Here is a 12,157-nt window from a genome sequence, read left to right on the forward strand (position 1 = left end):
AACTAGGCTCCCTTCACGGCGGTGCGTACGAGTACGACCTGGCCGCGGGCGCCGGGGACGGCACCCTTGATCAGGAGCAGCGACTTCTCGACGTCAACTGCGTGAACCGTGAGGTTCAGCGTGGTGTGACGAACGGCGCCCATGCGGCCGGCCATTTTCATGCCCTTGAAGACGCGGCTCGGGGTGGATGCGCCACCGATTGAACCGGGCTTACGGTGGTTCTTGTGAGCACCGTGTGAGGCGGGAGCACCGTGGAAGCCGTGACGCTTCATAACACCGGCGAAGCCCTTACCCTTGGTGGTGCCGATAACGTCGATCTTCTGGCCGGCTTCGAAGAGCTCAACAGAAAGCTCCTGGCCCAGCTCATAAGTGTCAGCATCTGCAGTGCGCAGTTCGACGACGTGGCGGCGAGGCGTGACGCCTGCCTTTTCAAAGTGACCAGCCAGCGGCTTGGTGACCTTGCGGGGATCGATCTGGCCGTAGCCGATCTGAACAGCTACGTAGCCATCAGTGTCTGCGTTGCGCAGCTGCGTGATGACGTTCGAATCTGCCTGGACCACAGTGACGGGGATGAGCTTGTTGTTCTCGTCCCAGACCTGGGTCATGCCGAGCTTCGTGCCCAGCAGGCCCTTTACGTTACGGGTTGCGGTCATAGTCTCTCAGCACCTCCCTACAGCTTGATTTCGATGTTCACGTCGGCCGGCAGGTCGAGACGCATAAGCGAATCAACAGCCTTCGGCGTGGGATCGATGATGTCGATAAGACGCTTGTGCGTGCGCATTTCAAAGTGCTCGCGGCTGTCCTTGTACTTGTGCGGAGAGCGGATAACACAGTAAATGTTCTTCTCCGTCGGCAGCGGCACGGGGCCAACTACCGTTGCGCCTGCGCGCGTGACCGTCTCAACGATCTTCCGTGCTGAAGAGTCAATGACCTCGTGGTCATATGACTTCAGCCGGATGCGGATTTTTTGTCCCGCCATGTCGCCTGACTCTCTTTCAGTTAGTGCTGCTCCCGGTGAGGGCTGCTCTGTTCACTTTCTTGTTGCATGTGGCTGCCGAAGCATTTGAAGTCTGAACTACCACCCGCCGCACAAGCTGAATCCGGATGAATCCGGGTTCCTCAGCCTGCCGACGTAACCGACCCCCGCGGTCGGGCGTGTCGCGCTTAGCACGCATACAAATCCGCAGTTCCATGGGGAGTGGGTTATGTTTGGGCTTCCACTTGGACCCTGACACCCGGCATTATCCGGATCGGGACACGAAGAAGCGCTTGAACAACTCATCTAGTATGCCGGATATTATGCCCAGAAGCGAATCTGCAGGCTGACACCTCCCCCCTCCGGCCCAGTGCGCATTCGGGCCCTGCACGGCCTGTGGTCATTGCCTTCGGCAACATCCGAATGGATGATGGGGGAATGACCGTCGAAAATGACGTTTCCGTCCAGGATCTGGCCGACCGACTGCCCAGCTCGTTTACCCTCGGTGTTGCCGCGGCCGCCTTCCAGATCGAAGGATCCCTCTCCGCTGACGGACGGGGTCCCTCCGGTTGGGACGCCTTCGCGGAGAAACCCGGCGCCATCATCGATGGACACTCCCCAGCAGTGGCCTGCGACCACTACAACCGCTCGCCCGAAGATGTGGCTCTGATGCGGGACCTCGGCGTGGATTCCTACCGCTTTTCCATCTCCTGGCCGCGGATCCAGCCGGACGGCCGCGGTGCATTCAACAAACAGGGCCTGGACTTCTACGACCGCCTGATCGACCAGCTGCTCGAAGCCGGCATCTCCCCCATGGCCACCCTCTACCACTGGGATACGCCACTGCCCTTGGAGCACCGTGGCGGCTGGATGAACAGGGCCACCGCCGAACGCTTCGCTGAGTACGCAGGCGAGGCCGGCCGGCGTTTTGGTGATCGCGTAGACAAGTGGGTAACCCTCAACGAACCAGCCTCGGTAGTCCTCAACGGCTATGCGCTGGGCGTCCATGCCCCCGGACGGGATCTCCTCTTTGATGCCTTTCCTGCTGTCCACCATCAACTGCTGGCGCATGGCATGGCCACCCAGGCACTGCGGGCGGAAGGGGTCCGCGGCGGAATTGGCGTGACCAACCTGCATTCCCCCGTCCAGCCGGCAACGCGGAAAATTGCCGACAGGGCCGCTGCGAAAGTCTTCGACATTATGCTGAACCGGATCTATGCCGATCCGGTCCTCCTGGGCCGGTACCCCCGCTCCTTGCGGTTTGCCAAGCCGTGGCTGCCGTCGTTCGGCAAGATTTCCGACGCCGATCTGCGCACCATCCATCAGCCCGTGGACTTCTACGGCGTGAACTACTACCAGCCCGTGAAGGTAGCAGCCGGGCAGGGCACCGGCGAAGACCTTACGGTGCCAGCGGAAGCCATGGTCCGGATACCTGCCCACCAGATGCCGTTCGACGAGTACGGCACCACAGGCTTCGGCTGGCCGGTGGCTCCGGAGCACCTGGGATTCCTGCTGCGCGAGCTGAAGGACCGCTACGGGGATGCCTTGCCGCCGATCTACATCACCGAAAGCGGTGCCAGCTTCCCTGAACCCGAGCATGTCACCGGCCCCGTCCAAGACCAGCAGCGGATCGATTACATCGCGGGCCACTTGCGGCACGCCCTGGAGGCGACGGCTCCGGGCGGAATTGCCCACGACGTGGACCTCCGCGGGTACTACGTCTGGACCCTGATGGACAACTTTGAATGGGCCGCGGGGTATTCACAGCGCTTCGGCCTGGTGCACGTGGATTTCGACACCCTGGAGCGCACACCCAAGGAATCGTTCTACTGGTACCGGGCGCTCAGTCAGGCGCGGAAATCACTGGCCGGCGAAGGCCAGCCCGGCTGAACACCGGCGAACACTCCTGCCGGCTGAGGCCCAGTGGCCTTGCTACTTGTCCTTGTTTGCCCGGTTGATGCGCTTGGCGCGGTCAATCTCGGTGCGGAAATGCTTCTTGGCCCAGAAAACTCCGGCGACCACGGCGACCACGATGATCAGAAAAATCAGCCATTCCATGATGTACTCCTCTCGCTGTCAGCAACAGTATCAGTGCCGGCGGGAAGGTTCCCTGCGGTCGTGGGACGGCGGGCTGGACTCAGGACCCGGGGTCACCTCTGGTCCCGCCTCCGGCGCCTGACCGGCCGTTCCACGGTTCAGCCGCCAGACGGCAAAGACGATCAGCCCCACAGCGATGAACGCCAACAGCAGGAACGTGTACTGCCGCATGGCCCACAGAATGCAGGCGGCCACCCCTGCCGCGCCCCACCAGACGAAGAGCCGTTCCCCCAGTCCAAGGCCTGCCATGAGCAGCAGGGCGAGGAGCACCAGGACCCACAGCTGCTGCCCAGCGTTCCCGCCGAACACTATGCCCAGGCCGCTCAGCGAGAGCAACGCAGAGGCCGCGCCCACCAGGAACCGGCCGGCAGCTTGGTTGCCGGCGAAGTAGCGCAAGCCACCGAGGACAGCGGCCAGGACCACGTACCACTGGACAACCCAGAAGGGACTGGGAAGATCGGTCAATAGCCGGCCCGTGCGATCCTCAGGCGCGTCCAGTTCGAAGATGGCAGCGCGCTGGATGGCTACGGTGAGGAGCAACGCACCCACTTCGAGGGCGATCCGTCGCGCCCTTGCGGGTGCCTCCCTGTAGGACACCCCGATGGCGGCGGCCAGCACGGCGGCCGCCGTCCAGGACGTTGCATCGTGCCGGATTCCGACGAAGACCACCAGCACGAGGCCGAGGAACGCCGCACCGGCAAGCGACCAACGACGCACCGGCTCGGCCTGCAACGGGCCGCTGCGCATGAGCCGCACGGCATAAAGGGCGGCCGAAGCCACGCCCGCGCCGGTCAGCCATGGCAGGAATCCGTCCCAGACGCCGGGGACATCCTGATACGCCTCCGCCGCCAAGGCGACGGACCCGCCGAGCGCGGCCACGGCTGCCGGCGGATACAGCACCGGCAGATCCTCGATATGCGACGCGGTAAAGCACACGGCTGACAGGACCAGGACAGCCGCTCCCGTCACCCAGTCGGCCGCCAACGGCGAGATCAGCAGCCCAACACCGGCAAACGAGCCGGCGGTAACCAGCCAGAGCCAGTGCTCGACGTCCGCGTCGCCAGCGGTCTGTTGGTGACCATTCTGCTCATGCCCGCTCTGAGTGAGCCCGTTCTGAGTAAGCCCGTTCTGCCGGCCGGCGTTCTGCCGGTGCCGCAGGATGCCGGCAGCGGTTGCAAGCAGCGCACCACCCAGCAGCGTCACGGCAGTGCCGGTGTGGCTCAGCACCGCGGTCACAAGGAACGTCCCGTCGAACGTGAACAGCGGGCCCAGGGCGAGGACGCCGAACAGTGCCGTATACACAGCGAAGTAACGGGCTCCGTAGGCACTGAAGAGTCTCCTGGCCACCACAGCAGAGACCAGCAGCAACAGCAGTTCCAGCAACACCACCCAGCGGCCGCCGTCGTCGTCCTGCGCCAGCAGCCCGACGCCGCCCGGCCTCGTCACGTAGACCAGCGGCAGCAATGCCTGCCCGGCCAGGGTGATCCAGACTGCAGCCTGCTGGAAAGGGATGTCAGCCAGCCGTGAGCGCATCACCCAGCGGACGGCATGCTGGGCCGCGAGCACCAGGGCAAAGGTCACCGAAACCACTGTGGGCGAGGCGGTGACGTCGTAGCTGAGGACCACCGCGAGGCCTGCCGTCAGCACGCGGGCCGCCACAAAGTACCAGCCCTTCCTGGCCCGCCGTTGCTCTGCCACCACCATCAGCGTGGAGTAGACCGCGAAGATACCCAGGATCAGTTCCACCCGAAGTAGATCGCCATCGCTGAAGACCAGCAGCACAACAAATGCAAACGGAGCCAACCAGACTGCACCCGCCACTCTGCGAAGGAAGTACCCCGAGGCCGCCGCGCCTAGGGCCACGAGTCCTGCAGCGTACGTTTCCTGCCAGTCTGCGGAACCTGACTGCAAGAGGCTGGCAATGCCGGCCAACTGGAGAAGGAGCACTGCGCCTGCGTCAGCAAGAATCCCGCGGGGAGCACGACGGCGGACGGCAGCCACCAGCGGAAAGCACAGCTGGAGTGCCAGCACGGTCACCAGGACCGTTGCCGGGTGGACCACTTCGTCCGCGATGACCACCGGGCCGCCGTCCCGCCGCAGCTGGTGAAAAGCTGTCAGGGCAAGTACGGTGGCTGCCGCCCTGGCGAACCACCAGTAGGCCCAGCGGTGTTGGCGCAGGGGCAGACGAACCGCAGTGATGAGCAGATATGCAACCACCAACAACAACGCCAGGTTCCCGGCGCCTTGTGAAACGGCTTGGAACGCGACCGTCGCGGCGACCACGGACATACCCAGCGGCAAGGCCTCCCACACCGTTGCAACCCAGTCCGGTTCCGTAGCCGGCCGTGGAACCACCACGGCTCCGATGACAAAAGCGGCAGCAAGCTGGATGATCACGCAGACGGCTGTCAGGCCGTAGTCCGGCGAGGTCTCAATGAACGGCATCCCGACCAGAACCAGTGCACCCCCGGCACCGAAGACGCCCAAGGTTGCCTCCGGCGCAAACGTCCGCACGCCCGCGCGTTCCAGCAGCGCCGTCAGGAGTTGCTGGCACACGAGTGCCAGCAACAGCGCGAACACGGACGCCTCGGCCCGCCCGGGGCCGTCATCCATCACGGCCGCGACAGTTACGGGGACCGCGCAGGTAAGGGCCAACCGGGACCCCAGAACCAACCGGCCGCGGAAATCACCTGCCGCGAAAACCCCCCGGATCGCCCAGAAGCCGGCCGCGGCGAGCAGCATTCCGGCGAGCGGCCACGCGCCCATCGAAGGCGAAACTATGCCGGCCAAGACCAGTGCGGCCACTGGCGCCCATTCGGCCCGGCCGGCCCACTTGGCTGCCAGTACCATGCCCGTGGCCAACGATAATGCCACCGGCACCCACAGCGGCACCGTAATACCCGCTGCGACTGAACCGTAGCCGTCCATAGCGCGGAAGAAGCCGACAGCGGTCTCCTGAACGCTGAACGCCGTGGCGGCAGCGAGTTGCAGAGCAAACGTCGCCCGGGCATCAACCTGCCAGCGTTCTCCAGCGGCGTTTGGGCTGTTGCCGGCGGCGGACGAGCCTGCCTGCTGCTGGCGAAACCAGCCCGTCAGCCTGGCCGACAGGAACGCCAGCCCCACTGCCTGGGCGGCGAACAGTACGCCGGCGGCGAGCAGGGCATCGGTCCCCCGGCCGGTCAGGTGCCACATCTCGACGGCGGCAGCTACAGTCAGGGCGGCCCGTGCCGCATAGAAGTTGATCAGCCGGAACCGCCCCGGAACAGCGGCCATAAGGGCAAAATAGACTCCGCACATGCCGATGACCAGCGCGTACTCAGCTTTGTCCAAGTGCAACGGCACGCAGGTCGCGGCGACGGCAACGGCCGGAACCACCAACGGGTGCAGGACCATCAGCGGCCTGATATACACCGGCGGCAGCCAACGCGGCCGGGCAAGGGCAATGCCAGTTAGCAGCACGGCGACGGCTATGAGCGCAGCGAAATACCAGACGAGCGCGCCACCCACGATTGAAACGCCGGAGAACGCTGTGGAGGCCACAAACGTGAAGGAAAGGTACACGAGAACCCTGCTCTCCAGCCGGACCGCCGCCGCAACATAAGCCGCGGTACCGATCAGCGACGTGATCAGCCAGGCGGACGGGCCGTGATGCAATGCGAAGTTGTACAGTGCCAGCCCGGTCACAGGAACCAGGGCAAGCCCGGTACCGGTGAACGCCACGGCAGCAGGCTTCAGCCGCGGGACCCGGGCGTGCAGTACAAATCCCGCGCCATAGAAAAGCGCCGTGACCGCGCAGACGCCGGCAAAGCGCAACATGGGCGGAAGGCTGGTGCCGATGAAGAGTGCTGCGGCAGCCACCAGCAGCAGGCTGGCCACGTACAGCGTGATGTTGATGTTCTGCCGGTCACGCTTTTCACGGCGGGCCTGGCGCTCAGCCGGTGTCTCCGGAAATGTCTGGAACGAGGCGGCCGGAGACTGCGGCGGAATCCTCGGTGGCACCGACGCGGTGGGCGACGGCGACGATAAGGGCGCCAAAGGCGACGCCGACACCAGGGAGATGCTGACGTCGGCGGGCACTGGCGTGGCCGGCGTGGGCACACTGCTGGCTGCCGCCGTCGTACGCTGCCCCAGGGGCGGGCCCTCCCCCAGCCGTGAGTCGGCGTCGGCAGAACTTGGCGATTGCGTGGCCCCCGGACTTGGCTGGCCGGACGCCTGAAGCTTGGCCACGGCGTCAAGCCACCCCTGAAGGTGACCGGCGCGGTACCCCGCTTCATATTCTTCGTCCCTCACGGCGATCCCTTTCCAAAGGGCAGGCCTGCCTGCACGATTAATCCATTGAGTGGATTAATCGTAGCAAAGAACAGCCCCGCTGCACTAGCAGCGGGGCTGTTCCAAACTTTGCGTCAGGCCGTCAGACGGCCATCGGCTCCGTAACCAGCAGGTAAATTACTTGATGATCTTGGTAACGCGTCCTGAACCAACGGTGCGGCCGCCTTCGCGGATAGCGAAGCCGAGGCCCTCTTCCATGGCGATGGGCTGGATGAGCGCAACGGTCATCTCAGTGTTGTCGCCAGGCATAACCATTTCCGTGCCTTCCGGCAGGGTGATAACGCCGGTTACGTCCGTGGTGCGGAAGTAGAACTGCGGGCGGTAGTTGGAGTAGAACGGGTTGTGACGTCCACCTTCGTCCTTGGAGAGGATGTAGACGTTCGCCTCGAAGTCGGTGTGCGGGGTAATGGAACCCGGCTTGACGACAACCTGGCCACGCTCTACGTCATCACGCTTCAGACCGCGGAGCAGGAGGCCACAGTTCTCGCCGGCCCATGCTTCGTCGAGCTGCTTGTGGAACATCTCGATACCGGTAACCGTGGTCTTCTGGATCGGGCGGATGCCGACGATCTCGACCTCGGAGTTGATGGCGAGGGTTCCACGCTCGGCGCGGCCCGTTACAACGGTGCCACGGCCGGTGATCGTGAAGACATCTTCGATCGGCATCAGGAACGGCTTGTCACGGTCACGTACGGGGTCCGGAACGGACTCGTCGACAGCTGCCATGAGGTCCTCGACGGACTTGACCCAGATGGGGTCGCCTTCGAGGGCCTTCAGACCGGAAACGCGAACAACCGGAGCCTCATCGCCATCGAAGCCCTGAGCCGAAAGCAGCTCACGAACTTCCATTTCAACGAGGTCCAACAGCTCTTCGTCGTCAACCATGTCCGACTTGTTCAGCGCAACCAGCAGGTAGGGAACGCCAACCTGGCGGGCAAGCAGAACGTGCTCGCGGGTCTGAGCCATCGGGCCGTCAGTGGCGGCAACCACGAGGATTGCACCGTCCATCTGTGCAGCACCGGTGATCATGTTCTTGATGTAGTCAGCGTGACCCGGAGCGTCTACGTGTGCGTAGTGGCGCTTCTCGGTCTGGTACTCAACGTGGGAAATGTTGATCGTGATACCACGCTGGCGCTCTTCCGGAGCAGAGTCAATCGACGCGAAGTCGCGCTGCTCGTTGAGAGTCGGGTACTTGTCGTACAGCACCTTGGAAATGGCGGCAGTCAGCGTCGTCTTACCGTGGTCAACGTGACCAATGGTGCCGATGTTGACGTGCGGCTTAGTCCGCTCGAACTTTGCCTTTGCCACAGGTTCCTCCTAGAACGTTTTCAAATGACTTACCCTTCAACCGCGCTTATCGCGGCAGAAACTCAGGCAAGTCTACTTGGGGGGCTTTGGATTGGTGAAATTGCAGATTCAGGAACTAATACTAGTCCCTCGAGCCTGTTCGTGCAGATGACCAGGGCCCGGCTTGACCGGACTGCATCCAGCCGGGACCCGGCCACCTGCACCAGGTGAGCTTCCGTCAACCGGAAACGCACCCGAGTTTTTTGCTGCGAAAGTCGGAAGACTACTCGCCGCGGTTCTTCTGGATGATCTCGTCGGCAAATGCCTTCGGGACCTCGGCGTAGCTGTGGAACGTCATGGAGTACACAGCGCGGCCCTGGGTCTTGGAACGCAGGTCACCGATGTAGCCGAACATGCCGGACAGCGGGACGTGCGCACGGATGACCTTGACACCCTGTGCATCTTCCATGGACTGCATCTGGCCACGGCGGGAGTTGAGGTCACCGATTACTTCACCCATGTATTCCTCAGGGGTGCGGACCTCTACATCCATCAGCGGTTCGAGCAGGATGGGGTTCGCCTTGCGTGCGGCTTCCTTGAAAGCCATACGGCCGGCGATCTTGAACGCCATTTCCGAAGAGTCAACATCGTGGTAGGCGCCGTCAATCAGCGTCGCCTTGATGCCAACAACCGGGTAACCGGCCAGGACGCCGTCGTTCAGTGCATCCTGGATACCGGCGTCAACCGACGGGATGTATTCGCGCGGAATACGGCCACCAGTGACCTTGTTCTCGAACTCGTACAGCTCGCCCTCGGAAGTGTCCAGCGGCCCGATCGCAATCTGGATCTTTGCGAACTGGCCAGAACCACCGGTCTGCTTCTTGTGCGTGTAGTCGTGACGCGCAACAACATTCTTGATGGTTTCGCGGTAAGCGACCTGCGGCTTGCCGACGTTGGCCTCGACCTTGAACTCGCGGCGCATGCGGTCCACCAGGATGTCCAGGTGGAGCTCGCCCATGCCGGCGATGATGGTCTGGCCGGTGTCCTCGTTGAGGGAGACCTGGAAGGTCGGGTCCTCAGCGGAGAGCTTCTGGATAGCCAGTGAGAGCTTCTCCTGGTCACCCTTCGTGTTCGGTTCGATGGCAACCGAGATCACGGGCTCCGGGAAGCTCATGGACTCGAGGACGATCTGGTTGCTGGAGTCACACAGGGTGTCACCCGTGGTGGTGTCCTTCAGCCCGATCGCTGCGTAGATGTGGCCGGCGGTAGCGCCCTCAACGGGCATTTCCTTGTTGGCGTGCATCTGGAACAGCTTGCCGATGCGCTCCTTCTTGCCCTTGGTGGAGTTGACCACCTGAGCACCCGCTTCGACGTGACCGGAGTACACGCGGATGAAGGTGAGCTGGCCGAAGAAGGGGTGCGCAGCAATCTTGAACGCCAGAGCCGAGAACGGCTCCTCGGAGGAAGGCGCGCGCGTGAGTTCCTTCTCTTCGTCGCGAGGATCGTGACCGATCATCGGCGGGACGTCGAGCGGGTTGGGCAGGTAGTCAACCACGGCGTCAAGCATCGGCTGAACGCCGCGGTTCTTGAACGCGGAGCCACAGAAGACCGGGTAGAGCTCAGAGTTGATCGTCATCTTGCGGATGCCGGCCTTGAGCTCCTCGACGGTGAGTTCTTCACCTTCGAGGTACTTCTCCATGAGCTCTTCGGTAGCGTCAGCCACCGTCTCAACGAGGGCAGCCCGGTATTCCTTGGCCTTCTCCAGCAGATCCGCGGGGATCTCCTGGACCTCGTACTTGGCACCCATGGTGACGTCACCCTTGGAGTCGCCCGGCCAGACCAGCGCGCGCATTTCCAGGATGTCGACAACACCGACGAAGTCGTTCTCGGCACCGATCGGCAGCTGCATAACGAGCGGCTTGGCACCGAGGCGGCTGATGATGGTGTCTACCGTGTAGTAGAAGTCAGCGCCGAGCTTGTCCATCTTGTTGACGAAGCAGATGCGCGGAACGTTGTACTTGTCAGCCTGGCGCCAAACGGTCTCAGACTGGGGCTCGACACCTTCCTTACCATCGAACACGGCAACGGCGCCGTCGAGGACGCGCAGTGAGCGCTCAACCTCAACGGTGAAGTCAACGTGGCCGGGGGTGTCAATGATGTTGATCTGGTTGTTGTCCCAGAAGCAGGTCACGGCGGCAGACGTGATGGTGATGCCGCGTTCCTTTTCCTGTTCCATCCAGTCAGTCGTCGAAGCGCCGTCGTGCGTTTCGCCGATCTTGTGGTTCACACCTGTGTAGAACAGAATGCGCTCGGTGGTGGTGGTCTTGCCAGCATCGATGTGGGCCATGATGCCGATGTTGCGGACCTTACTAAGGTCTGTAAGCACGTCCTGTGCCACGGTGTCTCCCTTTCGGATGGACTACGCGTTCGCCGCCGGCTCAGTCGAGCCGGCGGCGTCCGGGAAGTATTACCAGCGGTAGTGTGCGAAGGCCTTGTTGGACTCGGCCATCTTGTGGGTGTCTTCGCGACGCTTGACAGCGGCACCGAGACCGTTGGAGGCATCCAGGATTTCGTTCTGGAGGCGCTCGGTCATGGTCTTTTCACGGCGGGCCTTGGAGTAGCCAACCAGCCAACGCAGGGCGAGGGCGGTGGAGCGGCCCGGCTTGACCTCAACCGGAACCTGGTAGGTAGCGCCACCGACGCGGCGTGAGCGGACCTCAAGTGAAGGCTTGACGTTCTCCATGGCCTTCTTGAGGGCTGCTACGGGGTCGCCGCCGGACTTGGCGCGGGCGCCTTCGAGGGCACCGTAAACAATGCGCTCTGCGGTGGACTTCTTACCGTCAACCAGCACCTTGTTGATCAGCTGGGTAACCAGCGGGGAGCCGTAAACGGGATCTAGTACGAGCGGCCGCTTGGGGGCCGGACCCTTGCGAGGCATATTACTTCTTCTCCATCTTTGCGCCGTAACGGCTGCGTGCCTGCTTACGGTTCTTCACACCCTGGGTATCGAGGGCGCCACGGACGATCTTGTAACGAACGCCGGGGAGGTCCTTCACGCGACCGCCGCGAACGAGCACAATGGAGTGCTCCTGCAGGTTGTGGCCTACACCGGGGATGTAAGCGGTAACTTCAACGCCACCGTTGAGGCGCACACGTGCAACCTTACGAAGAGCCGAGTTCGGCTTCTTGGGGGTGGTGGTGTAAACGCGGGTGCAAACACCGCGGCGCATCGGGCTGCCGTTAAGCGCGGGAGCCTTGGTCTTTTTGACCTTAGGCGTGCGGCCCTTGCGGACCAGCTGGTTAATCGTAGGCACTCTCGTGTTCTCCGTTGGTTTGATCTCTACCTTCACGCTCAGGCGCCAGCCTGAACACAATGGTTTGGCGTTGCTCCTTGCAGCTGCGGCCTCTGGAAACTTGCGTAGGCGTGCAAAAGCGTGGCATTCGTTGCGCACCTTACCCGCAACCCGG

Annotated in this window: 9 protein-coding genes; 1 reads left to right on the plus strand and 8 read right to left on the minus strand. The window is 63.0% G+C overall.

Annotation, left to right across the window (positions count from 1 at the left end):
• Positions 1 to 2: 2 nt before the first annotated feature.
• Complete coding sequence (gene rplC / locus ACX80X_RS09800) at positions 3 to 653, minus strand: 50S ribosomal protein L3 (RefSeq protein ID WP_056344391.1); 651 nt, start codon at positions 651 to 653, stop codon at positions 3 to 5.
• Between the two features lie 17 nt (positions 654 to 670).
• A complete protein-coding gene (gene rpsJ / locus ACX80X_RS09805; protein WP_024366135.1) occupies positions 671 to 979 on the minus strand; it encodes a 30S ribosomal protein S10 in 309 nt (102 codons plus the stop codon).
• A 435-nt stretch (positions 980 to 1,414) separates the two neighbouring features.
• On the opposite strand from rpsJ, the gene ACX80X_RS09810 reads away from it, so the two are divergent.
• Complete coding sequence (locus ACX80X_RS09810; protein ID WP_252608631.1) at positions 1,415 to 2,866, plus strand: GH1 family beta-glucosidase; 1,452 nt, start codon at positions 1,415 to 1,417, stop codon at positions 2,864 to 2,866.
• A 42-nt stretch (positions 2,867 to 2,908) separates the two neighbouring features.
• Here ACX80X_RS09810 and ACX80X_RS09815 read toward each other — a convergent pair whose 3' ends face one another.
• The 6 genes from ACX80X_RS09815 to rpsL form a co-directional block, all read right to left on the minus strand.
• On the minus strand, positions 2,909 to 3,034 hold the full coding sequence (locus tag ACX80X_RS09815) for a hypothetical protein (protein ID WP_256468624.1): 126 nt from the start codon (positions 3,032 to 3,034) through the stop codon (positions 2,909 to 2,911).
• Between the two features lie 30 nt (positions 3,035 to 3,064).
• Positions 3,065 to 7,363 (minus strand): hypothetical protein, encoded by a 4,299-nt coding sequence (locus ACX80X_RS09820; protein ID WP_459311880.1) that lies wholly within the window; start codon positions 7,361 to 7,363, stop codon positions 3,065 to 3,067.
• 156 nt (positions 7,364 to 7,519) lie between these two features.
• Positions 7,520 to 8,710 (minus strand): elongation factor Tu, encoded by a 1,191-nt coding sequence (gene tuf / locus ACX80X_RS09825; protein ID WP_058931716.1) that lies wholly within the window; start codon positions 8,708 to 8,710, stop codon positions 7,520 to 7,522.
• A gap of 262 nt (positions 8,711 to 8,972) precedes the next feature.
• Positions 8,973 to 11,087 (minus strand): elongation factor G, encoded by a 2,115-nt coding sequence (gene fusA, locus ACX80X_RS09830; RefSeq protein ID WP_058931715.1) that lies wholly within the window; start codon positions 11,085 to 11,087, stop codon positions 8,973 to 8,975.
• Positions 11,088 to 11,156: 69 nt separating this feature from the next.
• Positions 11,157 to 11,627 (minus strand): 30S ribosomal protein S7, encoded by a 471-nt coding sequence (rpsG, locus tag ACX80X_RS09835; protein WP_011692813.1) that lies wholly within the window; start codon positions 11,625 to 11,627, stop codon positions 11,157 to 11,159.
• Position 11,628: 1 nt separating this feature from the next.
• The gene (rpsL, locus tag ACX80X_RS09840) at positions 11,629 to 12,003 is read right to left on the minus strand and encodes a 30S ribosomal protein S12 (RefSeq protein ID WP_011692814.1); all 375 of its coding nucleotides are present in this window, start codon (positions 12,001 to 12,003) and stop codon (positions 11,629 to 11,631) included.
• Positions 12,004 to 12,157: the final 154 nt, after the last annotated feature.

Source organism: Pseudarthrobacter sp. MDT3-1 (assembly GCF_054510755.1).

Excerpts from the sequence above, each read along its gene's own strand:
- rplC (WP_056344391.1), bottom strand. The coding sequence starts at position 653 with ATGACCGCAACCCGTAACGTAAAGGGCCTGCTGGGCACGAAGCTCGGC.
- rpsJ (WP_024366135.1), bottom strand. The coding sequence starts at position 979 with ATGGCGGGACAAAAAATCCGCATCCGGCTGAAGTCATATGACCACGAG.
- ACX80X_RS09810 (WP_252608631.1), top strand. The coding sequence starts at position 1,415 with ATGACCGTCGAAAATGACGTTTCCGTCCAGGATCTGGCCGACCGACTG.
- ACX80X_RS09815 (WP_256468624.1), bottom strand. The coding sequence starts at position 3,034 with ATGGAATGGCTGATTTTTCTGATCATCGTGGTCGCCGTGGTCGCCGGA.
- rpsG (WP_011692813.1), bottom strand. The coding sequence starts at position 11,627 with ATGCCTCGCAAGGGTCCGGCCCCCAAGCGGCCGCTCGTACTAGATCCC.